The 25,038-nt window shown below is 66.3% G+C and carries 25 protein-coding genes; 19 read left to right on the plus strand and 6 right to left on the minus strand.

Features of this window, described 5'->3' with window-relative positions; genetic code table 11:
- Nucleotides 1-35: 35 nt before the first annotated feature.
- Nucleotides 36-440, minus strand: coding sequence for a DUF5997 family protein (locus FYJ92_RS00350; RefSeq protein WP_160675920.1), 405 nt, complete (start codon nucleotides 438-440; stop codon nucleotides 36-38).
- A 123-nt stretch (nucleotides 441-563) separates the two neighbouring features.
- Between FYJ92_RS00350 and FYJ92_RS00355 the strand changes: the two genes are divergently transcribed.
- Complete coding sequence (locus FYJ92_RS00355) at nucleotides 564-1,313, plus strand: LysR substrate-binding domain-containing protein (protein ID WP_185262100.1); 750 nt, start codon at nucleotides 564-566, stop codon at nucleotides 1,311-1,313.
- A gap of 23 nt (nucleotides 1,314-1,336) precedes the next feature.
- Here the strand turns inward: FYJ92_RS00355 and FYJ92_RS00360 are convergent, their stop codons facing one another.
- On the minus strand, nucleotides 1,337-1,672 hold the full coding sequence (locus FYJ92_RS00360; RefSeq protein ID WP_185262101.1) for a hypothetical protein: 336 nt from the start codon (nucleotides 1,670-1,672) through the stop codon (nucleotides 1,337-1,339).
- A gap of 309 nt (nucleotides 1,673-1,981) precedes the next feature.
- Nucleotides 1,982-3,910, minus strand: a complete 1,929-nt coding sequence (locus FYJ92_RS00365) for an adenylyl cyclase (RefSeq protein WP_255482225.1) — start codon at nucleotides 3,908-3,910, stop codon at nucleotides 1,982-1,984.
- Nucleotides 3,911-4,217: 307 nt separating this feature from the next.
- On the opposite strand from FYJ92_RS00365, the gene FYJ92_RS00370 reads away from it, so the two are divergent.
- The 7 genes from FYJ92_RS00370 (at nucleotide 4,218) to FYJ92_RS00400 (ending at nucleotide 11,306) form a co-directional block, all read left to right on the plus strand.
- Nucleotides 4,218-5,510 carry an ABC transporter substrate-binding protein gene (locus FYJ92_RS00370; RefSeq protein WP_185262102.1) on the plus strand — a complete coding sequence of 431 codons (1,293 nt, stop codon included), beginning with the start codon at nucleotides 4,218-4,220 and terminating at the stop codon, nucleotides 5,508-5,510.
- Between the two features lie 3 nt (nucleotides 5,511-5,513).
- Nucleotides 5,514-6,506, plus strand: a complete 993-nt coding sequence (locus FYJ92_RS00375) for a carbohydrate ABC transporter permease (protein ID WP_185262103.1) — start codon at nucleotides 5,514-5,516, stop codon at nucleotides 6,504-6,506.
- The gene (locus FYJ92_RS00380; RefSeq protein ID WP_185262104.1) at nucleotides 6,503-7,417 is read left to right on the plus strand and encodes a carbohydrate ABC transporter permease; all 915 of its coding nucleotides are present in this window, start codon (nucleotides 6,503-6,505) and stop codon (nucleotides 7,415-7,417) included. The genes FYJ92_RS00375 and FYJ92_RS00380 overlap by 4 nt, the downstream gene beginning before the upstream one ends.
- Nucleotides 7,414-8,889 (plus strand): glycoside hydrolase family 1 protein, encoded by a 1,476-nt coding sequence (locus tag FYJ92_RS00385; protein WP_185262105.1) that lies wholly within the window; start codon nucleotides 7,414-7,416, stop codon nucleotides 8,887-8,889. The genes FYJ92_RS00380 and FYJ92_RS00385 overlap by 4 nt, the downstream gene beginning before the upstream one ends.
- Before the next feature lie 25 nt (nucleotides 8,890-8,914).
- Nucleotides 8,915-9,973, plus strand: coding sequence for a LacI family DNA-binding transcriptional regulator (locus FYJ92_RS00390; protein WP_185262106.1), 1,059 nt, complete (start codon nucleotides 8,915-8,917; stop codon nucleotides 9,971-9,973).
- A gap of 246 nt (nucleotides 9,974-10,219) precedes the next feature.
- Nucleotides 10,220-10,453: a fibronectin type III domain-containing protein gene (locus FYJ92_RS00395; protein WP_185262107.1), complete on the plus strand. Its 234-nt coding sequence runs from the start codon at nucleotides 10,220-10,222 to the stop codon at nucleotides 10,451-10,453.
- A 169-nt stretch (nucleotides 10,454-10,622) separates the two neighbouring features.
- A complete protein-coding gene (locus FYJ92_RS00400; protein WP_185262108.1) occupies nucleotides 10,623-11,306 on the plus strand; it encodes a GntR family transcriptional regulator in 684 nt (227 codons plus the stop codon).
- Nucleotide 11,307: 1 nt separating this feature from the next.
- On the opposite strand, the gene FYJ92_RS00405 is transcribed toward FYJ92_RS00400, so the two are convergent.
- The 3 genes from FYJ92_RS00405 to FYJ92_RS00415 form a co-directional block, all read right to left on the minus strand.
- Nucleotides 11,308-12,120: a putative hydro-lyase gene (locus FYJ92_RS00405; RefSeq protein ID WP_255482226.1), complete on the minus strand. Its 813-nt coding sequence runs from the start codon at nucleotides 12,118-12,120 to the stop codon at nucleotides 11,308-11,310.
- A gap of 20 nt (nucleotides 12,121-12,140) precedes the next feature.
- Entirely contained in the window at nucleotides 12,141-13,358 is a 1,218-nt protein-coding gene (locus tag FYJ92_RS00410) for an NRAMP family divalent metal transporter (RefSeq protein WP_255482227.1), read from the minus strand.
- A 149-nt stretch (nucleotides 13,359-13,507) separates the two neighbouring features.
- Nucleotides 13,508-14,251, minus strand: coding sequence for a GntR family transcriptional regulator (locus FYJ92_RS00415; protein WP_185262110.1), 744 nt, complete (start codon nucleotides 14,249-14,251; stop codon nucleotides 13,508-13,510).
- Between the two features lie 107 nt (nucleotides 14,252-14,358).
- On the opposite strand from FYJ92_RS00415, the gene FYJ92_RS00420 reads away from it, so the two are divergent.
- The 11 genes from FYJ92_RS00420 to FYJ92_RS00470 all read left to right on the plus strand — a co-directional run bounded on the left by FYJ92_RS00420 (nucleotide 14,359) and on the right by FYJ92_RS00470 (nucleotide 25,010).
- Nucleotides 14,359-15,123 carry a LamB/YcsF family protein gene (locus FYJ92_RS00420; RefSeq protein WP_185262111.1) on the plus strand — a complete coding sequence of 255 codons (765 nt, stop codon included), beginning with the start codon at nucleotides 14,359-14,361 and terminating at the stop codon, nucleotides 15,121-15,123.
- A gap of 46 nt (nucleotides 15,124-15,169) precedes the next feature.
- Nucleotides 15,170-16,837 (plus strand): 5-oxoprolinase/urea amidolyase family protein, encoded by a 1,668-nt coding sequence (locus tag FYJ92_RS00425; RefSeq protein ID WP_185262112.1) that lies wholly within the window; start codon nucleotides 15,170-15,172, stop codon nucleotides 16,835-16,837.
- Nucleotides 16,838-16,844: 7 nt separating this feature from the next.
- Nucleotides 16,845-18,629 (plus strand): biotin carboxylase N-terminal domain-containing protein, encoded by a 1,785-nt coding sequence (locus tag FYJ92_RS00430; RefSeq protein WP_185262113.1) that lies wholly within the window; start codon nucleotides 16,845-16,847, stop codon nucleotides 18,627-18,629.
- Nucleotides 18,630-18,849: 220 nt separating this feature from the next.
- Entirely contained in the window at nucleotides 18,850-19,152 is a 303-nt protein-coding gene (locus FYJ92_RS00435) for an urease subunit gamma (protein ID WP_185262114.1), read from the plus strand.
- A gap of 15 nt (nucleotides 19,153-19,167) precedes the next feature.
- Entirely contained in the window at nucleotides 19,168-19,515 is a 348-nt protein-coding gene (locus FYJ92_RS00440) for an urease subunit beta (protein WP_185262115.1), read from the plus strand.
- Complete coding sequence (ureC, locus tag FYJ92_RS00445; protein WP_185262116.1) at nucleotides 19,512-21,224, plus strand: urease subunit alpha; 1,713 nt, start codon at nucleotides 19,512-19,514, stop codon at nucleotides 21,222-21,224. The genes FYJ92_RS00440 and ureC overlap by 4 nt, the downstream gene beginning before the upstream one ends.
- A gap of 24 nt (nucleotides 21,225-21,248) precedes the next feature.
- Nucleotides 21,249-21,734 (plus strand): urease accessory protein UreE, encoded by a 486-nt coding sequence (ureE, locus tag FYJ92_RS00450; protein WP_185262117.1) that lies wholly within the window; start codon nucleotides 21,249-21,251, stop codon nucleotides 21,732-21,734.
- Entirely contained in the window at nucleotides 21,715-22,425 is a 711-nt protein-coding gene (locus tag FYJ92_RS00455; protein WP_185262118.1) for an urease accessory protein UreF, read from the plus strand. Before ureE ends, FYJ92_RS00455 begins: the two co-directional genes overlap by 20 nt.
- 42 nt (nucleotides 22,426-22,467) lie before the next feature.
- Nucleotides 22,468-23,082, plus strand: coding sequence for an urease accessory protein UreG (gene ureG, locus FYJ92_RS00460; protein WP_141138964.1), 615 nt, complete (start codon nucleotides 22,468-22,470; stop codon nucleotides 23,080-23,082).
- The gene (locus FYJ92_RS00465) at nucleotides 23,079-23,948 is read left to right on the plus strand and encodes an urease accessory protein UreD (RefSeq protein ID WP_255482228.1); all 870 of its coding nucleotides are present in this window, start codon (nucleotides 23,079-23,081) and stop codon (nucleotides 23,946-23,948) included. Before ureG ends, FYJ92_RS00465 begins: the two co-directional genes overlap by 4 nt.
- Nucleotides 23,949-25,010: a HoxN/HupN/NixA family nickel/cobalt transporter gene (locus FYJ92_RS00470; RefSeq protein ID WP_185262119.1), complete on the plus strand. Its 1,062-nt coding sequence runs from the start codon at nucleotides 23,949-23,951 to the stop codon at nucleotides 25,008-25,010.
- The last annotated feature ends 28 nt before the right edge of the window (nucleotides 25,011-25,038 follow it).

The following is a 25,038-nucleotide window of genomic DNA, read 5'->3' on the forward strand; positions in this document are numbered from 1 at the left end:
GTTCGGATCCGCGAACAAGCCTATGAACGGCGCGGCTACTCGGCCTGGGCGCGGGCCTTCTTGGCGTCCTTCTTGGCTGCCTCGTCCTTGACCCGCTGGGCTTCGGTACGGACGGCGGCGTGGGTGGAGCGCTCGGTGACCAGCCACGCCGGGGGAGCCTGCAGCAGCGCGGTGATTTCCGCCGTCGTCAGCGCTTCCTCAACACCGCCGCGGGCCAGGCCGCTGATGGAGACGTTCAGCTTCTGGGCCACAACCGGGCGGGGGTGCGGGCCGTTGCGGCGGAGTTCCGCGAGCCACTCCGGCGGGTTGGTCTGGAGTTCGGCGAAATCGGCGCGGCTGATGGTTGAATCCTGGAACTCCTGCGGTGTTGCCGGCAGGTAGATGCCAAGCTTCTTGGCAACGGTGGCCGGCTTCATGGACTGGGAGTTTGCAGAGGTCATGATTCAAGGGTATCCGGCTGCCCGCCTGAAAGGCACCAATACTGCACCATCTCAGTACCAGTCCCGCCCCATTTCAACAACAGTTCCGGTATTGCGGGGCCGCGCGGGCGGTACTGTGAAGACGTGCCCGCAGACAATAAATCCCCGCAGAACGCCAGTCCCGACGAATCGCCGGAGCAGGAGGCGCCCCGCGTGCTCCGCTTCGCCTATGTGGCCGGCGTGACCCCGGGCAAGTGGATCCGCCGCTGGGAAGAGCGCGTGCTGGACATCCCGCTGGAGTCGTTTATGTCCGACGACGGCGCCCAGCTTTCCGTACTAGGTGACGGTTCTGCGGACCTCAGCTTTGTGCGGCTTCCGGTGGAGCGCGAGGGCCTCAACGTGATTCCCCTGTATGAGGAGCAGCCCGTGGTGGTGGCGCCCAAGGGGCACGAGATTTCAGTGTTTGAGGAAGTGGCCCTGGCCGACCTGTCGGCAGAGACTTTCCTGGATGTCGCCGAATTGGGTGGCCCGGAAGCGGCCATGCAGGTGGTGGCGTCCGGCGCTGGCCTGGTGATCCTGCCCATGTCCGTGGCCCGGCATTTCAACGTCAAGGACACTGTGGCCCGCCGGCTGACAGGTGCCCCGAGCACGGAGATCGCGCTGGCCTGGCCCAGCGATTCCACGGACGACATCATCGAGGAGTTCATCGGGATTGTCCGCGGCCGCACCGCGGCGAGCTCCCGGCAGCCCTCGGCCCAGCAGGAGAAGCCCAAGAAGGAACCGAAGCCGGACCGGCGCGGCCCCGCGGTTAAGAAGCCGAAGGTGGCCCAGCGGTACGCCCCGAATCCGGACAAGGGCCGCGGCAAAGGCTCACGCAAAAAGGGCAAGCGCTAAAGCGCTGCTTCAGGATCTGGCCTCTACTTGGCGCAGGCGTCCTGGAGGGCCTTGACGGAGTCGGCCGGAACCTGGTCGCCGGAGTCGGCGATCTGGCGCAGCGGGGTGGTGATCTCGGCGGGGGCGCCCGCGGTCTCCGCGCCGGCAACCAGACCGCCCAGCAGTTCCTTGTCCTGGACACTGATCAGGCCGTCCTCGACGAGGGCGCAGGCCTGCTTCTTCACTTCACTGCCGGCCGCCGTGGCGACCTGGGAGGCGCCGTCGCTGACGGCCTTGTTCGCGGCGTCCTCCACCTGGCCGCAACCGGTCAGGGCAATCATGAGGGTGACAGCGGACAGGGCGGCGAGGTGAAGTTTCATCCACGCACCCTAACAAGGGCTCCTGAGCGGAAGCTGGCCGCGGACCGGCTGAAGACCGCCGTCCCATCTGCGTCCGCGGCTGCTGACGGCCTGGGGAGTGGCCTCCGTGCGGGGGCGGCTGCCCACGTCACGCCCGCGACGCGGATACCTTTCCACGACGCGCTAAATTCCTGGCGCGCCGGTACTCCGGTAGCGGCAGGAACTTAGCGCCGCGCGGAGTAGAAGGCGTGTCGTCGGGGGTGGCCAAAGAGCATGCCAGGCGTGGCCCTCGGGCGGGCGGGACATGGGATCCCGCCCGCCGGCGTGGTCTTAGCCGAAGCTGGCAACGTAGCTGGGCACCCCGACGGCGTCCGTCGAGACGGGCGCACCGGTGTCATTGATGACGTGGTCCAGCGTTCCTGCGCCGAGGTTGACGGTCAGCAGGCCACGGAGCCTCACTCCGGGCGTGACCGGTACTTCGAAGCCACGGGTGGCGTGAATCGTTGGATCCACGTTGTTGTAGACGTAGCTCCCCCCGCCCCAGAGTTCATGGGTCTTGACCGAATCAGCGATCTTGTAGCCTGCCCAGCCAAGGACTCCGTCATGCTGCCAGGCGGCCTGGTTGGGCGCATCGTAGGGCAGCTCGTTCTGGAAGAACACCGTTTTGCCGTGCTCACCGTTCCAGATGACGTTGTACTGCTGGTAGTGCTCCACGAACAAGCCGGTGGCCGTGACGTGGTCGCCGTTGATGATGACGCCGTTGTCCGCCGTGTTGGTGGTCCAGCCGACACCGTTGCCGTGGTCCGCCCGCCAGGCCCAGATGTGGTCCAGGAGCACGTTGTCGCTGTTGACTTCCAGGCTCAGCGAAGCCTTGCCCACGTGCGGTCCGCCGATGCGGAAGAACACGTCGTGCAGCGTGGTGGGGTTGGAAGGGTCGCTGTGATTCAGTGACTTCTGGCCGCCGCCTGCAGAATCCGCGACCTTGCCGATGCGCATCAGAGCGGGCGAGTTCACCTCGCCGGCATCCACAGTGACGGCGGCGATATCGACGCCGGGGACATCCGCGACTGTCAGCGGCACGGCGCCATTGACGGCGGTGAGGGTGGCCATGCCGAGCCCGAGCACAACCGTGTTGGCACGCTTGACCTCAATGCTCTGGTCGATGTCGTAGACCCCCGGGGTCAGCAGCAGGTTTTTGCCGCGAGCCAGCTGGGAGTTGATGGTCTTGACCGAATCGCCGGGTCTGGCCACGAAGAAGTCGGAAAGCGGGATACTGCGGCCCGCCGTCGGACCGTTTTCCCATGTGGTTCCGGCAGAGTCCCTGCGGACCCCGGGAACGAAGACGCCGTACTGGCCCGCCGCGTCGACGGTGAGGTACGGCTTCTCCCGGCTGACCGGGGTGCCCGCGAGGTTGGTGTAGGGCGGATTCGGGAAGGACTGCGCCGGGGCACCGTCCACGCCGGAGAAGACCTGGTTCCAGACCCCGTTGGACCAATCGCCGATGCTGCTGTCACGAACGAAATACTGCTGCTGCGAACCGTTGATCACGGTGCCGGTCTTGGAGTCGGAAATGAACCCTCCGCTGGCATACTGCGGTCCGGCGGTGCAGTAGTCCATGAGGGACAGGTTGCCGCCGGTGATGTTGACCCGCCGCATGGGGGAGGCCTGCGAGGCAGCCCAGAAGTTGGCCGAACTCCGGCAGCCGTCGAGGCCGGTGACGTTGATGGTGAGGTTGGACAGTGAGCGCCAGAAGTTGTTCAGCGCGATGCAGTTGTCCGCGGTCAGGCACCGGTTGTACACATCAACGTGCCCGTTGATGGTGACATCCGTGGGTGAAGCGCCCAGGCCCGCGACCTCGGTCGAGTAGCCGACCTGGACGATGAGGGGCTCCTCGGCGGTGCCATAGGTGCCGGGCTTAAACAAAAGGGAGTACCGCTTGGAACCCATTTCGTCGTCGACCTGTGCGGCCGCTATGGCGTCGACAGTTGCCTGGATATCGGCCACCGGCATGCTGGGGTCGAAGATTCGGACATTGGGGCCGAAGCCGGGGTCGCCCGCCTGCGGGGCGGCCTGGCGGGGTGCGGGCGTGGGGGTCTGCGGCGCTCCCGCCACAGAGGCAGCCGCAACGCCGCCGCCGCTGCCGATGAGGCCGATGAGGAGTGCGGCAGTGCCGGCAATGGACCGGATCCGGAGACGCGGCTGCTGCGGAACGTCGGCTGGGGTGCCCGCTGAACGAGCGGGGAAATGGGCTAGCGGCATTGCTGGTCCTGTTCTCTGAGGGCGGGTTTCGTCGCATTCGGCGGCAAAGACGGTTGATCCCGACTGGGTCACCACCATAGTGGGAGCGCTCCCACACTGGAGCGTAACATCGCCCCAGGCCCCGGGCAAGGGTTTGTTTCCCCGGAGGAGCCCGGCCTTGACAAGCCGATGTGAGGTGGGACACCATGTCGGTGAGAGCGCTCCCACGCGGATCGCCCAGCCCGCAGACGGTGCGGCTGCCCCCCTCCGGCCACGGCGACTTCCGGCGCTGTGAACCGGATGGAATCTTGACGAAGGAGTCTTCCCTGTGAAAAACCCAAACAAGTTCTCTGTGCTGTCCGCTGCGGCCGCCTGCCTGGCCCTATCGCTGACGGCCTGCGGTTCATCCGCCCCCGAGAAGTCCGGCGCGGACGGGGCCACCGGTTCCAAGCCGGTGACCCTGACCGTTGGCACGTTTAATGAGTTCGGCTACGAGAAGCTTTTTGAAGAATACGAAACGCTGAACCCGAACGTCACGATCGAGCACAAGAAGGCGGCCACCACCAACGAAGCCCGCGATAACCTCACCACCCGGCTGGCAGCCGGGTCCGGGTTGTCCGATATTGAAGCCGTTGAGGTGGACTGGCTGCCCGAGCTGCTCCAATATCCCGACCGCTTCACCGACCTGACCGACCCGGCTGTCGAAGGACGCTGGCTGGACTGGAAGGCCGACGCTGCGAAGACCGCCGACGGCAAGCTTCTGGGCTACGGCACCGACTCCGGGCCCGAGGCGGTCTGCTACAACGCCGAGCTGCTCAAAAAAGCGGGCCTGCCCACCGAGCGCGGGGAAGTTGCGAAGATGCTGGGCGGGACCTGGGAGAGCTACTTTGAGGCCGGCAAGAAGTTCAAGGCAGCCAACCCGGACTCTGCCTGGTTCGACTCCGCCGGGGCGATCTACCAGGGCATGAGCAACCAGCTTAAGAAGGTCTATGAGGAGGAGGACGGCACCGTCATCGCCACGGAAAACCAGAAGGTCAAGGACACCTACAACCAGGTCCTGAAAGCCTCCGCGGAGGACGGGCTCTCAGCCCACCTCGGCCAGTGGAGCGATGACTGGGCCTCCGGATTCCAGACAGGCGCTTTCGCGACGACCCTCTGCCCGGGCTGGATGCTCGGTGTCATTGAAGGCAACGCGGCCGGAGTTACCGGCTGGGACGTCGCCAACGTCTTCCCCGGCGGCGGCGGCAACTGGGGCGGCTCCTACCTTACTGTCCCCACACAAAGTGACAGCCAGGCCGAGGCAAAGAAACTGGCCGGCTGGCTGACCGCCCCCGAGCAGCAGGTCAAGGCCTTCACTGCCAAGGGCACCTTCCCGAGCCAGAAGCAGGCACTGGAAAGCAGCGAGTTGCTGGGCCAGACGAATACCTTTTTCAACGGCGCACCCACGGGCCAGATCTTCGCCGAACGTGCCAAGGCCGTTGAGGTAACCCCGTTCAAGGGCACCAAGTTCTTCGCTATTAATGACGCCATGCAGCAGGCCCTCACCCGCGTGGACGTCGACAAGACGGACGACGCCGCCTCCTCCTGGGAGAAGTTCGTCACCGCCGTAAAGTCCCTGTAGACGATGACGGTTACGGACCAGGTCAAGCCCCGGAGCGGCGGCGATGTGCCACCGCCGCCGGGCGGCAGCAAAAGCGTTCGGCGTCTGGCGCTCTCCCAGCAGGTCTCCAAGTGGGACGTGAAACTCTCCCCCTATCTGTACATCTCCCCGTTCTTCATCCTGTTTGCCATCACGGGACTTTTTCCGCTGATTTACACAGGCTGGGTTTCGCTGCACAACTGGAACCTAATCGGCGGGCAGGGGAAGTTCACGGGACTGGAGAACTACGGCTTCGTCCTGTCGCAGCCCTACTATTGGAACGCTGTTGGCAATACGCTCAGCATTTTCCTCCTGTCCTCCGTTCCCCAGGTCGTCATTGCCCTGGTAATAGCGGCGGTGCTGGACGCGAATCTGAGGGCCAGGACATTCTGGCGGATGGGGATCCTGGTGCCGTTCGTCGTCGCACCTGTAGCGGTGGGCCTGATCTTCAACAATCTCTTCGCCGACCAGTTCGGCCTGATCAACGAGATTTTGAAAGCACTGGGGCTTGGCCGGGTCCGTTGGCATTCTGATTCGCTCGCCAGCCATACGGCGATCGCCACCATGGTGAACTTCCGCTGGACGGGCTACAACGCGCTCATCTTCCTCGCGGCCATGCAGGCAATCCCGCGGGACGTGTTCGAGGCCGCGACCATCGACGGCGCCGGGAGGCTGCGGCAGTTTTTCTCCGTGACTGTTCCCATGTTGCGGCCGACGGTGATTTTCGTCGTCATCACGTCCACCATCGGCGGACTGCAGATCTTCGACGAGGCGCGTGTCTTCGACCAGTCCGGGCTGGGCGGGGCGGACAGGCAGTGGCAGACGCTGACCATGTATATCTGGGAGCTCGGTTGGGGCCAGCGGAACTTTGGCAGGGCCTCGGCCGTGGCGTGGCTGCTCTTCATGATGATCGTGCTGATAGCCCTGCTCAACTTCGTCATCACCAAGCGCATCGCAAGCCAGGGAGGCCGCAAGTGAGCTCCATCCCCATGATCGAACAGAACGCAGGCAAGGGCGCCGCGCGGGCCGCGGCGCGGCGGAGGCCCGGCGCCGGAGGAAAAACGGGCTCCGCCGGCACGCGCCGGCCAGGATTCCTGACCTACGGTTTCCTGGGAGCTGTGCTGCTCGCGTCCCTCTTTCCGCTCTACTGGTCCTTCCTCGTTGGCAGCCATGACAACACAGTCCTGAGCCGCGGCATACCGCTGCTGCCCGGAGGGAACTTCATTGCCAACGCGGCGAAAGTCTTCGACAGCATCCCGTTTTGGAAAGCCATGGGCAATAGCCTCATCGTCTCCAGCGTGACGGCGGCTTCCGTCGTGGCCTTCTCCACACTCGCCGGGTTCGCCTTCGCCAAGCTCCGGTTCCGGGGGAGCAAGGTGCTCCTGGTCTTTGTGGTCGCCACTATGGCCGTCCCGACTCAGCTGGGCGTCGTCCCGCTGTTCATCGTGATGTCCAAGCTCGGCTGGACCGGCTCGCTGTGGGCTGTCATCATTCCCGGTGTTGTCACGGCCTTCGGCGTGTTCTGGATGACCCAGTATCTGCGGGACGCCCTCCCGGACGAGCTCATCGAGGCGGTGCGGATGGACGGCGCTTCCATGATCCAGTCCTTCTGGTACATAGGATTCCCGGCCGCCCGGCCGGCCGCTGCCATGCTGGCGCTGTTCACGTTCGTAGCCACCTGGACGAACTTCTTCTGGCCATTCATCGTCCTTGACCCCTCAAATCCCACATTGCCGGTGGCGTTGCAGCTGCTGCAGGCCGCACACTTTGTGGACTACTCGGTGGTCCTGGCTGGAGCAGTCCTGGCCACCGTTCCGCTGTTGCTGCTATTTGTCGCCGCAGGCCGCCAGCTCGTTTCCGGAATCATGCAAGGAGCAGTAAAAGGATGAACACCACCCCGCTCTCATTCCCCGAGGGTTTTCTGTGGGGGGCGGCCACTGCCGCTTACCAGATAGAAGGGGCCGCCCACCTCGGCGGCCGGAAAGACTCAATCTGGGACACCTTCTGCCGGGTTCCCGGGGCGGTCGCCGACGGCCACAATGGCGACGTCGCATGCGACCACTACCATCGCACCGCCGAGGATGTCGCCTTGATGAAATCGCTGCATCTTAAGGCGTACCGGTTCTCCGTGTCCTGGGCGCGCTGCATGCCGGACGGCAGAACGCCGAACCCGGAGGGGATCGCGTTCTACTCCCGTCTGGTGGATGAACTGCTGGCCGCAGGCATCACCCCCTGGCTGACGCTGTACCACTGGGACCTGCCCCAGGCCCTGGAGGACGAGGGCGGCTGGGCCAACAGGGAGACCTCCCGGCTTTTCGCCGCCTACGCCGCCGTGATGCACGAGGCCCTCGGCGACCGGGTGCGGATCTGGACCACGCTCAATGAACCATGGTGCTCAGCGTTCCTTGGCTACGCCGCCGGTGTCCACGCGCCGGGCCGTCAGGAACCGGCAGCCGCGCTCTCCGCCGCTCACCATCTGCTGCTCGGCCACGGCCTCGCCGTTGCCGAACTGCGCCGGCGCGACCCGGACGCAAAACTGGGCATCACCCTGAATCTCACGGTTGCGGATCCGGCCGATCCCGACTCCGCCATCGACCGTGACGCGGCCCGCCGCATCGACGGGCTGCACAACAGGATCTTCCTGGATCCGCTCCTCCGCGGTGAATACCCCGCGGACGTGCTCGACGATGTTTCCGGGCTCGGCTTCGACGCTGTTGTCCAGGAAGGCGATCTGGCCGTCATTTCAGCGGCACTGGACCTGCTCGGCGTCAACTATTACCAGGGCGAAGCCCTCACCAGATCGGTGTCCCCGGCCGAACAGCCGGACCGCCCGGAAACCGTGACGACGACGGCGGAGGCCGCGCCGGAGTCCGCCAGCCGGCCCGCGGTATCGCCGTTCGTCGCCGCCGACGGTGTGCACTCGGTGCCGCGCGGGCTGCCGGTGACCGGCATGGGCTGGGAGGTCCAGCCCGAGGGCCTGTTTCGGCTGCTGACGCGGCTCCAGCGGGAGTACACGGGTCCGGCCGGCATCCCGATTTACATGACGGAAAACGGGGCCGCCTACCCGGACACCCCCGACGCCGACGGCTTCGTCGACGACCAGGACCGGCTGGCCTATTTTGACGCACACCTACGCGCGGTGCGGGAGGCGATCGACGCCGGCGCGGACGTCCGCGGCTACCTCGCGTGGTCCCTGCTGGACAACTTCGAGTGGGCCTACGGGTACCACCAGCGGTTCGGGCTGGTCCGGGTAGATTACGAGACCCTGGAGCGGATACCCAAGGCCAGCGGCCTCTGGTACGCAACTGTGGCGGCGACGAACGCCGTACCGCCCAGCAAGGTGGGCTCGCACGTGGGATGACCGGGGATGTCGTATTCTCAAGGTGATGAGTGAACAGATCCACCGGGGTGTCCGGCCAAAACCGGCGAGGCCGAGCCCTACCCTTGAAGACCTTGCGAAGGCGGCGGGCGTGTCCCGCTCGACCGCCTCGCGGGCCATCAACGGCGGTTCCCGGGTCAGCCCGGAAGCCCAAGCGGCCGTGGACGCCGCCGTCGTAGCGCTTGCCTACACCCCTAACCGGGCGGCACGCAGCCTGGTCACCCGCCGGACCTCGTCAATTGCCTTGGTAATTCCCGAGCCGGATGCGCGCGTCATGATGGATCCCTTCTTCGCTGCTGTCATTACCGGCGTTAATGAAGCGCTCCGCAGCACCGACATGCAGCTGGTGCTCCTGATGTCCCGGGCAGGTGACGACTCGGCCAGGACCCTCCGGTACCTGCGCGGCGGACACGTGGACGGCGCGATTGTGGTCTCCCACCACCGTGCCGACGACTGGGCGGAGACCCTCGGCACGACGGGCCTGCCCACTGTTTTCATTGGCAGGCCTTGGGATAACAAGCTCGGTGTTCCCTTTGTGGACCTGGACAATTTTGAGGGCGGCCGCCTGGCAGCCCGCCACCTCGCGTCCATTGGACGCACGAGGCTTGGAACCGTGGCCGGCCCGGCCGACATGCCCGCTGCAGCGGACCGCTTGGATGGCTGGCGGCAGGGACTGCTTGAGGCCGGCCTGCAGGCCGGCCCCGTCATCCACGGGGACTTCACGACGGCGGGCGGCACGGACGCTGCACGACGCCTGCTCGCGGACATGCCGGAGTTGGACGGCGTTTTCGCGGCGTCGGACCTCATGGCGCTGGGCGTGATCGAAGTTGTTCGTGGCCAGGGCCGGGACGTGCCCGGGGACGTGGCGGTGGTGGGTTTCGACAACCACGCGCTTACGGCGTCAAACGGCCTCAGCCTCACCACGGTGACCCAGCCGATGGTGGATATGGCCGTGGCGGCCGGGCAACTGCTGATCTGCGGGATCGAGAACCCGGAATTACGGCTGGAACCCGTGATCTACCCGGCCCAACTCGTGGTTCGCGCAAGCACAACAGGCCCCGCCTGAGCCGGAGGCGGCAAACCCGGAAGCAGCGCCGGAAACCGGTACTGAACCAGCCTCCCGAACGCATTCCAAAGATAAACCTTGTGGTTTCGGTCGCCATTGCCTCATCACCGCCGACCTCTCCGTCGCCGCACTGCCGACTGGTCCCACTGACACCGACGCGGCGCGCACAGCGGTCGCCGACGATTACACGCCATACGCGTATGCCAAGGCCCCCGCGGTGCCGTAGTAAAGGTCCAGGGTAAGTCTTTGCTGGCGTCCTGGACCGCGCCTGCCTCCGATGGCGGGTTTCCCGTCACCGATTACCTGATTGGGACATCCACCGATGGGGTGAACTGGAGGACCTTCGGTGACGGGGTCAGTACCGCACCCAACACCAAGATCACGGGACTCCTCGGGAAAACCGAATACCTAGTGCGGATCGCCGCGGTCAGCGAGCCCGGCACCGGAGCCTGGTTGACCACCACGGCTACGACCAAATAGCCCCTACAGGCAGCCAGCCGGCGGCCGCTGCGACTCTGCCATTACGGAGAGGCGCGGCGGCCGTTCGCGTGTGCAGACATAACTCCGTACCCTCCGCCTAAGCACCCCTATGCGCCGCCGGCGGTGCAAGCGGCGCGGGGAGTCCCCGCTTCTTCTGTAGATTGGATCCATGCCGATGAATGCCGCGCTCGAAGGGATCTCCGACGAGGTCCAGGCCACCCACGCCCACACCGGATCGTGGGTGGCTGCAGTGCTGCGTTCGCGTATCTCGGCCGGCAAAATCGCCCCTGGAACGAAGCTCTCCGAGCAGAAGCTTTCCGAGGTCCTGGGCGTCTCACGGAATACGCTGCGGGAGGCTTTCACGGTCCTCGCCGGTGAGTCCGTGGTGCAGCGCATTCCCAATCGCGGCGTGTTCGTGTCCGCGCCCCAGGCCGAGGATGTCCGTGAAATCTACCGGGTCCGCCGGCTGATCGAGCCGGCGGCCGTGCTGTGGGGGGAATGCCCCGCACAGACCCTGGATGCCCTCGATGCCATCATCGACCGGGCCCGCGCCGCCCTGAGCGCGGGGGCCGTGACGGAGATGGCCGATGCCAATCAGGACCTGCACAAGGCGCTGGTGGCGCTCTCCGGGAGTGCGTCAGTAGATGAACTTATGGACAAGGTCCTCGCCCAGATGCGGCTGGTTTTCCACGCCATGGCAACCACGTCGGACTTCCACAGCCAGTACGTGGAACGCAACGCCGCCCTCGTAGCGCTGCTGCACGCCGGCCGCCGGGAAGAGGCCGCGGCAGAGTTGCGCCTGTACCTGGATGTTGCCGAGCACGAACTTCTGGCGCAAATCGGAGCCCAGTAGCCTACGGCACCTGGTACGAGGTGTCCCGTGCGTCCGTAATCAGCATGTGCCCCGGGGCATGGCCAATGGCCAGTGCCGGCCGGGACTCCATCACGGCAGCCTGCGGTGTCACCCCGCACGCCCAGAAGACCGGGATGTGCCCGTCCGGGATCCGAACCGGGTCGCCGAAGTCCGGGAGGCCCAAATCCGCAATGCCCAGTTCGGCGGGGTTGCCCACATGGACCGGCGCACCGTGCACGGCCGGATAGCGGGAAGTGATGCGGACGGCGTCGGCCACCTGGGAGGCCGGAACGGGCCGCATGGAGACCACCAGAGGGCCGGCCATTTGTCCGGCCGGTTCGCAGCGGACCGACGTGCGGTACATGGGCACGTTCACTCCCTGGTCGATATGGGCCACCCGGATGCCGTTGTCCTGGAGGGCGGATTCGAAGGTGAAGCTGCAGCCCACAATGAATGTCACGAGGTCATCGCGCCAGTGGTCCGTGATGTCGGTTGGTTCGTCGACCTTCCGGCCCTCCCGGTACACCACGTACTTGGGCACATCGGTGCGGATATCCCCTCCGGCCAGCAGTGCACCGGAGGTCGCGCCGGCATCCAGCACGCCCAGGACAGGGCAGGGCTTGGGGTTGCGCTGCGCGAACAGCAGAACATCGAAAGCCTGCGCCTTGGGCACGATGATCAGGTTGGCCTGCGCGTAACCGCTGCTCCAGCCGGAGGTGGGCGTCACGAGACCGCCGCGGAACAGGGCCCTCGCCTCCGCCGGGAGCAGCCCTGCCGGGTTTGCGGGATGGCCGACGGTGGACGGCACGTTCACCTCACGTAGTTTCAGGGGTTCTAGGCCCACAGCTTGGCCAGGCTGGTCAGCGAGCTGTAGCCAAGGAACAAGGTCAGCAGCCAGGCCACGATGCCAATGACAAGCAGGCCCTTGGGGTAGACGTAGCCCTGCATGAGGTCCCGGCGGCGCCAGGCCACCCAGAGCAGCACTCCGAAACCGACGGGGAGGATGAGGCCGTTGAAGGCACCCGCGAAGATGAGGAGCTGCTGCGGGGCCTGGCCGATCAGCAGGTAGGCCACGGTGCAGAAACCGATGAAGCCGACGGTGATCAGGGAGCGGGTGCGGGCTTTGGTGCTGGACTTCGTCACGAAGGAGACCGAGGTGTACGCCGCGCCGATCACGGAGGTGATGGAGGCAGCCCACAGGATGACACCGAAGACCCGCATGCCGATATCTCCCGCTGCGGCCTGGAACGCGGAGGCGGCCAGGTTGCTGCCGGTCAGGGCCACACCGCCGGCGACGACGCCGAAGATGGCCAGGAAGAGCAGGATGCGCATGACGCAGGTGACCAGGATCCCCACGATCGAGCTCTGTGTGATTTGTTTGACGTTTTCAACGCCGGTGACGCCGGTGTCCAGCATACGGTGGGCACCCGCATACGTGATGTAGCCGCCGATCGTTCCGCCGATGAGGGTTGTGATGACCAGGAAGTCGACCTTCTCGGGCATCACAGTGTTCTTGAGGGCCTCACCCAGCGGCGGCGCGGAAACCACTGCCACATACAGCGTCATCAGGATCATCAGGGCACCGAGGATCACCACGATCCGGTCGAGGGCCACGCCGGCCCTCCTGCTGAGGAAGATCAGGATCGCCAGGACGGCAGACACGGCCCCGCCGATTTTGGGATCCAGCCCCATCATGGCGTTGGTGCCGAGCCCGGTTCCGGCGATATTGCCAATGTTGAAGACGATCCCACCCACAAAGACGAGCGCGGCGAGGAACCAGCCGACGCCGGGAAGGACCTTGTTGCCGAGCTCTTGGGCCCGCAGGCCGGAGACGCCGATGATCCGCCAGACGTTCGCCTGTACGGCAATGTCGACCAGGATGGAGACCAGGATCGCGAAGGCGAAGGCGGCGCCGAGCTGGACGGTGAAGGCTGTGGTCTGGGTGATGAACCCCGGGCCGATGGCACTGGTGGCCATGAGGAACATGGCGCCCAGCAGGGCGGAACGCCGGGCGGCCGGTTTGAGGGCGGCCTTGACGGTGGTGGATTCCATGGGGGTCCCAACAGTTGGGTGACTGGCGTCACAACGATTGTCTCCCGCAACTGTACCGACTGTTGAACAATCTGCGCAAGGAATTGTTCAACAATTCTAAAGACACTGTTCCGGTCCCGGCGAACTGCTCGGCCCTGGGGTAAGGTCGCTCAGTCGCCGTGGACGGCGCGCTGCTTCTCCTCCGAATTATTCAGGTACGCCAGCAGCAGGTCCCCGGCGCGGTCCAGTTGGCCGGCCTCCAGGGCCTTGAAGATTTCCTCGTTATCGTCGAGGTAGCTGCGGTAGAAGTGCGCATCCACGGTGGCCTTGTGAAAGAACAGCCGCATCTCGGCCAGCACCTGGGCCATAATCGAGTTGAGGCGCCGGCTCTCGGCCAGCGCCACGATGGCCCCGTGGAAATGCTGGTTCGCGCTACCGAGGGCCTCCTCGTCGTCCGCTGCCGCCGCGGCCCTGCCTTCCTCCACGGCCGCACGGACAGCGGCCACCCGCTCGGGGCTTCCGCCGCCGCGGATCGCGGTCACCTCGATGAACCGGCGCACGGTGTAGACGTCATGGATCTCGCCCGGCCCCAGGGTCGCGACGAACACGCCCCGGTTGGGATGCCGGACCACCAGCCGCTCGGCCGCGAGCTCGGCAAAGGCCTCGCGGATGGTGTTGCGGGAAACGCCCAGCTCCTCGGAGATGGTCGATTCGGTCAGCCGCGCGCCCGGCAGCAGCAGCCCTTCCGCCAGCTGCAGCCGCAGCTCGGCCGCGACCCGGTCCGCCACGGAGGGGGTGGCCACCCGCAGTCGGGCCGCCGGCCCCAGGGTCGCGCTGGCCTTGCCGGAGGCCTTGCCGCTTCCGGCGGGGGCTGAGCCGGGAATGCCAGGGAATCCTGAGTCGGCGCTCGTCATAGATGCGAATCTACACGATCGTCACATCGTGGAATTGACGAATTGTTGAACAATTCCGGGATTTGGTGCATCCTAGATAGAGGAACCCCATGAGACGAGGATCACAAATGGCAACCATCGACCTGAACAGCGATGTCGGCGAATCCTACGGACGCTGGAGCCTGGGAGACGACACGGCGATGTTCCGCTCGGTTTCCAGTGCGAACGTGGCCTGTGGATTCCATGCCGGCGACCCCAGCGTGATCCGGAAGACCTGCCGCGAGGCGGTGGCCGCCGGCGTCGTGATCGGCGCCCACGTCGGCTACCGCGACCTCGCGGGTTTCGGCCGCCGCTTCCTGGACATCGACCCGATCGAACTCGCGGACGACGTCGTCTACCAGATCGGCGCGCTGCAGGCCCTGGCCGCCGCGGAAGGCGGCAAGGTGACCTACGTCAAGCCGCACGGCGGCCTGTACAACGCGATCGTGGCGCACACCGCGCAGGCGAAAGCCGTCGTCGACGCCGTAAAATCCGTCGACCCTAACCTGCCCATCCTGGGCCTGCCGGGCTCGGAAGTGCTCCGCCTGGCCGAGGCCGCCGGGCTCCGCGCCGTAACCGAGGCGTTCGCGGACCGGGCCTACAACCCGGACGGTACCCTCGTGTCCCGCACGCTGCCCGGAGCGGTCCTGAACGACCACGCGGAGGTCACGGAGCATGTCCTCCGGATGGCCTCCGATTCCGCCGTCCGAACCATTGACGGCTCCATCCTGAAGATCCGCGCAGAGAGCATTTGCGTGCACGGCGACTCCCCGGGAGCCGTCACCATGGCCGCCGCAGTCCGCGAGGCCCTGAACGCCGCCGGCATCGGCACGGCCGCATTCGCCCACGCCTAAGCGACGCGGATCCAGACCAAAGCAGCGGCAACGATGAAGGTAGCTGATGATTGAGACAGCGGGGGAAACCCTGGCAGTACAAAGAGCGGCAGTACAAAAAGTCCGTTCCGTGCGGGCGGTGGGAACCCGCGCCGTGCTCGCCGAGCTCACCGGAACCCAGGACGTGCTGGCACTGCAGGCGCTGCTTCTGGAGAACCCGTTGCCGGGCCAGCTGGACGTCCTCGCCGCGGCCGAGACCGTGCTGGTCACGGCGGACTCGCCGGTCTCGGCCCGGCGGATCGCCGCGCGGCTGCTCCGGTTCGACCTCATCGCGCCTGTGCAGCGGGACGGCGGGCTGGTGGTCATCGACACCGTGTACGACGGCGAGGACCTCGCCGAAGTGGGGGAGCTCACCGGCCTCGGAACCGAGGGCGTTATCGCAGCCCACACCGGGCAGATCTGGACCGTTGCCTTCGCCGGCTTCGCCCCCGGCTTCGGGTACATGGTGGGGGAGAACCAGGCCCTCGAGGTGCCGCGGCGCAGCTCGCCGCGCACCGCCGTCCCCGCCGGATCGGTGGCGCTGGCGGGCAACTACTCCGCCGTGTACCCGCGACGCTCGCCCGGCGGCTGGCAGCTGATCGGCCGCACCGGCGCCGCCATGTGGGACCTGGACCGGGAGCAGCCCGCCCTGGCCGCCCCCGGCCACCGCGTCCAGTTCCGCGCGGTCCGGGACGCCGTGTCGCTGGCCCCGGGAGGCCCCGCCGAGGTTGCTGCTTCCGACATGACGTCTGGCCTGCGGGTCGTTTCGCCAGGCCTGCAGAGCCTGATCCAGGATCTCGGCCGGTACGGCCACTCCGGCCTGGGCGTCTCCGCCGCCGGCGCGCTTGACCGGGCGTCGCTGCGCCGGGCCAACCGCCTCGTCGGGAACGCGCCGTCGGCCGCCGCCATCGAAACCGTCGCGGGAGGCCTCGCGGTGCAGGCAGTCGGGGACCAGGTCCTCGCCGTCGCCGGTGCCCCCTCGGACCTGACCATCGCGTCGCCGTCCGGGGATGACCTCGAGCCGGCCTGGCGCACCGTCCCGATCGCCACCCCCTTCGCCCTGCTCGACGGCGAAACGCTGACCATTGGCGCGCCGCAGAGCGGTTTCCGCAGCTACCTCGCCGTCCGCGGCGGCGTGGACATCGCCCCGGTGCTCGGCAGCCGTTCCACCGACACCATGTCCGGGATCGGCCCGGCACCGCTGGCTGCCGGCCAGCTCTTCGCCGCCGGCGGGGAGGCCGAATCCGGCGTCGTCGGGCACCCGGAACTGCAGCCGGACTTCCCGGGCGCCGGTGTCACCGTGCTCGACGTCGTTCCCGGCCCGCGCGCCGACTGGTTCGACGCCGCAGCGCTGGCGTCCTTCTGCGGCCAGGACTGGGAAGTGAAACCGCAGTCCAACCGCGTCGGCATGCGCCTGCAGGGAACCCCGCTGCAGCGCACCCGCCAAGGCGAACTTGCCAGCGAGGGCACCGTCGCCGGCGCCCTGCAGGTCCCGCCGGAAGGGCTCCCCGTGCTCTTCCTGGCCGACCACCCGATCACCGGCGGCTATCCGGTGATCGCCGTGGTGGTCGACTCCCAGCTGGACCTCGCAGCCCAGGTCCCGATCGGCGGGTCCATCCGGTTCCGCTGGGCTCCCGGCTACGGGCTGCCCACCAGCTTTTCCGAAGCATCCCCGAACATTCCCCAGACAAAGTGAGCATCTGATGCGTAAGGTCCTGATCGCCAACCGCGGAGAAATCGCCGTCCGCATCGCCCGCGCCTGCGAAGACGCCGGACTGGAGTCCGTCGCCGTCTACGCGGACATCGACGCCGACGCCCTGCACGTCTCCGCCGCGGACGAGGCCTACGCCCTGGGCGGCAACTCGCCGTCGGAAACGTACCTCGATATCCCCAACCTCCTGCGCGTGGCCGCGGAGTCCGGGGCGGACGCGGTGCACCCCGGCTACGGCTTCCTGTCCGAGAACGCCGAATTCGCGCAGGCCGTCCTCGACGCCGGCCTGACCTGGATCGGACCCACCCCGGCGGCCATCCTCCAGCTGGGCAACAAGATCACGGCGCGCGAGATCGCCGTCCGCGCCGGTGCCCCGTTGGTGGCCGGCAGCGACGGCCCGGTGGATTCGGCCGCGGAGGTCCGCAGGTTCGCCGAGGAGCACGGCCTGCCGATTGCCATCAAGGCGGCCTTCGGCGGCGGCGGACGCGGGCTGAAAGTGGTCCGCGAGATGGACCAGATCGAGGAGTCCTTCGATTCCGCGGTCCGCGAAGCGGTGGTGGCCTTCGGTCGCGGCGAGTGCTTTGTGGAGCGGTACCTGGACCGGCCCCGCCACGTGGAGGCCCAGGTCCTGGCGGACCAGCACGGCAACGTGGTGGTGGTGGGCACCCGCGACTGCTCGCTGCAGCGCCGGCACCAGAAACTCGTGGAAGAGGCCCCCGCACCCTTCCTGACCGAAGAGCAGACCCAACAGATTTACGCCGCCTCCAAGGCAGTGTGCCGCGAAGCCTCCTATTCGGGGGCCGGGACGGTGGAGTTCCTGGTGGCCGCCGACGGTACCGTCGCGTTCCTCGAGGTGAACACGCGCCTGCAGGTGGAGCACCCCATCACCGAGGAGACCACCGGCGTGGACCTGGTCCAGGAGCAGTTCCGGATTGCCGCAGGTGAGCCGCTGCGCTTCACCGCCGATCCCACGCCGTCCGGCCACTCGTTTGAATTCCGGCTCAACGCCGAGGACGTGGGCCGGGGCTTCCTTCCGTCGCCCGGCACGATCGCGACCTTCAGCGGCCCGACGGGTCCCGGCATCCGCCTGGACACCGGGGTCCGCTCCGGTTCCATCGTGGCGCCGCAGTTCGATTCCCTGCTGGCCAAGCTGATCGTCACCGGAGCCGACCGCCAGCAGGCACTGCGCCGTGCCCGCCGCGCCCTCGCGGAAATGGAGATCACCGGTGTGGCCACCGTCCTGCCGTTCCACCGGGCCGTTGTCCAGGCGCCGGACTTCATCTCCGAAACCGCGCTCGGCATTCACACACGCTGGATCGAGACTGACTTCGCGGATTCCATCGCGGCGGATCCGGAGTTCGGCACGTCCGTTCCGGACGGTGAGCGGCGCACCATTACCGTCGACATCGACGGCCGGCGCCTCGCCGTCGGCCTTCCCGCTGACCTGCTGGATGGCTGGGCGCGCTCCGGTGCGGCCGTTCCGGCCGGTGTTTCCCTTGACGGGGCTGGTTTGGATGGGGCTGGTCTGGATGGCGCTGCCGACGGCGGGGCTGGCGCCGCTGATCCCGGCGAGCTGCGTGCAGATATGGCCGGGACTGTGGTGAAGTGGCTCGTGGAGCCGGGCGCCGAAGTTTCGACGGGGGACGCCATCGTCGTTCTTGAGGCCATGAAGATGGAGACGCAGGTGACCGCTCACCGCGCCGGTACGCTGACCGGGATCCGCGCAGACGCCGGCGCCGTTGTGAGCGCCGGGGCTGTGCTGGCGATCATCGGCTGAGCCGTTCGGGCCTGCCTGGCTTAATCAGGAAAGCCCGGCAGGAGGAATTCGCTCAACCTGGTCACAATGCGTGACGTTGATTCGACCGCGGTCGCCCGGGGTGTTTCCCTACGGGATTCTGATAGTCTTCAGTCATCCACGGGCCTCCCGGTCGCCTTTTGACCGGTTGTAGATAACGAGTGGGAGCTCGCGATTTATCGCGAATGATTGGGAGCCTTTAATGCATCTGACGCCACGCGAAAGCGAAAAACTGATGATTGTGGTTGCTGCCGACCTCGCACGACGGCGGCAGAAGCGCGGACTCAAGCTCAACCATCCGGAATCCGTCGCGATTCTTACGTACGAGCTGGTCGAGGGCGCCCGCGACGGACGCCGGGTGGCGGACCTCATGAGCTATGGCGCCACCATTCTGACCAGGGAAGATGTCATGGAAGGTGTCGCCGACATGATCCAGGACGTCCAGGTCGAAGCGACGTTCCCGGACGGCACCAAGCTCGTCACCGTGCACAATCCCATTCGCTAGGCGAAGGAGAACCCCATGAAACCCGGCGAATACATCCTCCGCCCGGAGCCCATCACCTGCAATGCGGGCCTCATTCCCCGCGCCCTCGCCGTGATCAATCGCGGCGACCGGCCCATCCAGGTGGGCTCCCATTATCATTTTTTTGAGGTGAACGATGCCCTCGAGTTCGACCGCGAGGCGGCCTACGGCTTCCGGCTGGACATCCCGGCAGGTACCGCGGTGCGGTTCGAGCCCGGGGATGAAAAGACAGTCAACCTGCTCGCGTTCTCGGGCGATCGTGCGGTGTACGGGTTCCGGGACCGCATCAACGGACCGCTCGAGCCGAGCCGCGGACTGATCTCCCTTCAGGATGACACCAAATGAGCTTCGAACTGAGCCGCAAACAGTACTCGGACCTCTACGGCCCCACCACGGGCGATGCCGTTCGCCTGGCCGACACGGAACTGTTCCTCGAAATTGAGCACGATCACACCAACTACGGTGAAGAGGCGGTGTTCGGCGGCGGCAAGGTCATCCGTGACGGCATGGGCCAGAACGGGCAGCTGGTCCGCGACGACGACATCCCGGATACCGTGATCACCAACGTGATCGTGCTTGACTACACCGGCATCTACAAGGCCGACGTGGCCCTGCGGGACGGGCACATCTTCAAAATCGGCAAGGCCGGCAACCCGCAGATTTCCCGGGGTGTGAACATCACCATCGGCGTTGCCACAGACATCATCGCGGGCGAGGGCAAGATCCTCACCGCGGGCGGCATCGATACGCACGTGCACTTTGTGAGTCCCGATCAGGTGCCGGTGGCGCTGGCGTCGGGGGTTACCACCCTGATCGGTGGCGGTACCGGACCGAGCGACGCGACCAAGGCCACCACCGTGACGCCGGGCGCCTGGCACATTTCACGCATGCTTCAGGCGGTGGAGAACCTGCCGATCAATATCGGCCTGCTCGGCAAAGGCCATGCCAGCGCAATCGAGCCCCTCGCGGAGCAGATCCGGGCCGGCGCCATCGGGCTGAAGGTGCATGAAGACTGGGGCTCCACCACATCATCGATCGACATGTCGCTGCGTGTTGCCGATGAGTATGACGTGCAGGTGGCCATCCACTCCGACACCCTCAACGAGTGCGGTTTTGTCGAAGACACCATCCGTGCCATCGGCGGCCGCGTCATCCACACGTTCCACACCGAAGGCGCCGGCGGCGGGCATGCTCCGGACATCATCAAGATAGCGGCGCTGCCCAACGTCCTGCCGGCGTCGACCAATCCCACCCTGCCGTACACGGTCAACACCATCGACGAACACCTCGACATGCTGATGGTCTGCCACCACCTGAGCCCGGACATCCCCGAAGACGTGGCCTTCGCGGATTCGCGGATCCGCAAGGAAACCATCGCGGCGGAGGACGTGCTGCATGACATGGGCATCTTCTCCATCACCAGCTCCGATTCCCAGGCCATGGGCCGCGTGGGCGAGGTGGTCCTGCGCACCTGGCAGGTAGCGGACGCCATGAAGCGCCAACGCGGAAAGCTCGACGGCGACCCCGAGGTGGGAGACAACGTCCGGCTCAAGCGCTACGTCGCCAAATACACGATCAACCCGGCGATCGCCCACGGCATCGCCGACTCGGTCGGAAGCATCGAGGAGGGAAAATTCGCCGACCTCGTGCTCTGGGACCCGATGTTCTTCGGCGTCAAGCCCGAGCTCGTGCTCAAGGGCGGGCAAACGGTCATGAGCGTTATGGGGGATCCCAACGCCTCGATCCCCACCCCGCAGCCACGCACCCTGCGCGGCAACTTTGGGGCGCTCGGCACCGCGGTACACACCTCGTCGATCACTTTCCTTTCCCAGGCCGCCATCGCTGCCGGAGTCCCCGAAGAGCTGAGCCTGCGCCGCGTGATCCGGCCGGTGAGCGGGATCCGCACCCTCACCAAGGCAGACATGAAACACAACGGCGCGACGCCGGATATCGGGGTCGACCCGGAAACCTACTCGGTGACTGTCGACGGCGAGCCGATCACGGCCGAGCCCTCGACAGTGCTGCCCATGGCGCAGCGCTACTTCCTCTTTTAGCCACATATCCCTAAGGGGGCATATATGATCATCGACCACATCATCGCCAACCGGCACGATCTCCCCGACGGCGAGCTGGCCGGCCTCCACGAGGAGCAGGTCCTGCTGCCGAGCGCGGAACTCGTCAAAAAAATCCAGCGTGTGACCACGGACCACGGCCGTGAGCTGGGCATCCGGCTCAGCGATTCCGCAGGCCCGGTGCGGGATCTCCGCAACGGCGACATCCTGTTCCGCGACCACAAAACGGTCATCGTGGTGACAGCCCTGGCAACGGACGTCCTTGTTATTGCCGCCCGCAGCATCCGTGAAATGGGGGTCGTGGCGCACAACCTCGGCAACCGGCACATGCAGGCGCAGTTTTTCGACGCCGCTGGCGAGTATGGCGCCGACGTGATGGTGGTGCAGTACGACCACACGATCGAGGACTACCTGGTCCACGCGGGCGTGCCGTACTCCCGCCAGGAACGTGTGGTGCCTGTGCCGTTCCGCCATGCCGAACACACCCACTGAGCGCGTGAACGAGCCGCCGTCGTACCTGCTGCCGCTGTTGCAGCTCTCTGACTCTGCGCTCCCCACGGGCGGGTTCAGTCATTCCTTCGGGATGGAGACGTTCCTGGAACGCGGGCTCATCGACGGCGAAGCGAGCTTCGCCAGCTGGCTGGGCCAGTTTGTGAGCATCCAACTGACCTACAGTGACGGATTCGCCCTGCGCCTCGCGTTCGAGGCGTCCTCAGTGGACGAGATGGCCAGGGTCGACCGGATGATCGCCGCGGCGGCACTGCCCCGGGAGGTCCGCGAAGCAGGGACCAAGATGGGCGCACGGATGCTGGCCATCGCCGGAACCGTGGCGCCGGGTACAGGGCTCGCGGACTACGCGGCCGACGTCGGATCTGGGCGTTGCGCCGGGCATCCGGCTGTCGCATTCGGCGTTGCCGGCCGGCAGTTGGGCGTCCCGCTGGAGGAATTGCTGGCGAGCTATCTCTTCACGGCAGTCACCTCCCTGACCCAAAATGCCATCCGGGCCATCCCTATCGGGCAGGATGCCGGGCAGCGTGTCCTGCTGGGAACGCATCCGAAGATCATGGACGCAGTCCGCCGGATCCAGGCACTCGATGCCGACGACTTCGGAATCACGGCCCCCGGCCTCGAAATCGCCCAGATGCGCCACGAACGCCAGCGCGTCCGCATGTTTATGTCTTAGCAGTCCGCGGTTCGCCGCACCCACTACGTAGCAAGGAGCACCATGAAACTCATCAAAATCGGCGTCGGCGGTCCTGTCGGCGCAGGCAAGACCCAGCTCGTGGAACGCCTGACCCGCCACCTCAGCGCCGAGATTTCGATGGCCGCGATCACCAACGACATCTACACCATCGAGGACGCCAAGATCCTCGCGGCCAACGGGATCCTGCCCCTGGACCGCATCATCGGAATCGAAACCGGCGGTTGCCCGCACACGGCCATCCGGGAGGACACGTCGATGAATTCGGCTGCTGTGGAGGAGTTGCGGCTGCGCCACCCCGGCCTCGAAGTCGTCTTCATCGAAAGCGGGGGAGACAACCTCTCGGCCACGTTCAGCCCGGAGCTTGTGGACTTCTCGATCTACATCATCGACGTGGCGCAGGGCGAGAAGATCCCGCGCAAGGCCGGCCAGGGCATGATCAAGTCCGACTTCTTCATCATCAACAAGAAGGATCTGGCCCCGTATGTGGGCGCCGACCTCTCCGTGATGGAAGCGGACACGCTCGAGTTCCGCGGCAACAAGCCGTACTGCTTCACCAACCTCAAAACCGACGAAGGCCTGGAGCACGTCATCAACTGGATCAGGCGCGACGTGCTTATGCTTGATCTCCGCCAGTGACGGGTGCACCGGCGCCGGAACTCCCGGTGCGCCGTGCCGCCGTCGAACTCGCCGGTACGCTCGCCCTCACCGTGGGTGTGCGGGGCGACCGCTGCATCGCCACCAGCCAGTACCACCAGGGGGCGCTTCGTATTCTCCGCCCGCACTACCTCGATGACACGGGCCAGGTCTGCTACGTGGTGGTCAATCCCGGGGGCGGGTACGTCGGTGGCGACGAGTATGAAATCGACATCGCCGTGGAGACAGGGGCCCGGCTCCTGCTGACCACGCAGTCCGCGACGAAGGTCTACCGCACGCCCGGGAACCGGGCCGAGCAGCGGACACACATCCGGCTCGGCCCCAACGCGAGCCTGGAATGTTTGCCGGACCCGCTGATCGCCTACCGCGGGGCAACCTACCGGCAGGCCACGGTGGTTGAGATGGATGGCAGCGCCTCGCTGGTGATGGCCGAGATCGTCACCCCGGGCTGGTCGCCGGACGGCGCCCTGTTCGGCTACGACGAGATTCGTCTGCGGAACGAGATCTCGGTCAACGGGCGCCTGGCGGTGCTCGACAACCTGCTGATCCGCCCGCTGACCGGTGCCGCCCCGCTAGACGGCATGGCCTTCCTCGAGGACTACACCCACGTCGGTTCCCTCCTGGTCATGGATGCCCGTGTCGATGCCGCGCTGCTGAACGAGCTGCATGAGGAGCTGCTGCCGCTGGCCGGCGCGTGCAATCTGGGCATGTCACTGCTCGACGGCGGCCTGGCCATCCGGGCCCTGTCCCACGCCACCGAGCCGCTGGACGCAGTCATCCGCGCCGGCATCGATTTCCTGCGCTTCCGCTGGCACGGCCAGCCCCGCCTTAACCTTCGAAAGTACTGAATGAAAGCCGTCTTGAACCACCACGAGCGGGAAGCCCTCCCGACAGCCCGCCGCTTGGCGGTGACCTTCGCGGCTGTCGCCGCCCTTCACGGGGTGATGCTCGCGCTGCTGGCCGATTCCCTGCGGACAAACCACAACCCTGTGGTGCTCGGCCTGCTCATCACCGCTTACCTTGCCGGTGTGAAGCACAGCTACGACTGGGACCACATTGCGGCGATCGATAACTCCACCCGCCGCTTCGCGGCCCAGGGCCGCAGCCCCGTCAGCGTGGGCTTCGCCTTCAGCATGGGGCACAGCATGGTGGTTGTGCTTGCCGGGGTACTTGTGGTCAGCGGTGCCGGCATCATTCAGGATGCACTTAATGACGGATCGCCGGCGAACATGGTTTTGAGTATTACCGGGGCATCCGTCTCGGGTCTGTTCCTGCTGACCATCGGCGTTTACAACGCCGCCGCGTTCCGACGTACCGCCTTGTTGTACCGCCGGGTCAAGGACGGTGCAACCGTCACCCGCGAGGCGCTCGCGCCGACCGGTCTGGTGGCCCGCCTGCTCGACAAGCCGCTCTCCCGGGTAAACCGCCCACGCGACATTTTTGTCCTGGGCTTCCTTTTCGGCCTTGGCTTCGACACCGCCTCGACCATCGCGTTCCTGCTCCTCACGGCGACGGCCGCCCTCGCCGGCATCTCGCCGGTCGCGCTGATGGCCCTGCCCTTCGGCTTCATGGCGGCGATGACGCTGTGCGACACGGTGAACGGCGTCGCCATGATGAAGATGTACCGAAGCGCCGTTGTGGACCCCCGGCGCCGTATCGGCTTCAACATGGTCATCACCGGTGTGTCCGCAGCCTCTGCCCTCTTCATCTCGATCATCACCATCGCCGGCGTACTGCACGCGATGCTCGGACTCACCGACCCGGTGACCACATTCCTGGCCGAGCTCGAACTGGGCCACGCCGGGCTGGTCCTCGTGGCGCTGTTGCTGTTTATCTGGGCTGCGTATACCTGGGTCCGCCGCGCCGGCGGATCCGCCTCAGCCACAACGGGCGCAAACCCGCAGGGATAGGCTCGACGGCGGGATCGCGACTTGGTCC

Source organism: Pseudarthrobacter sp. NBSH8, assembly GCF_014217545.1.
In the GTDB taxonomy this organism is placed as follows: Bacteria; Actinomycetota; Actinomycetes; order Actinomycetales; family Micrococcaceae; genus Arthrobacter.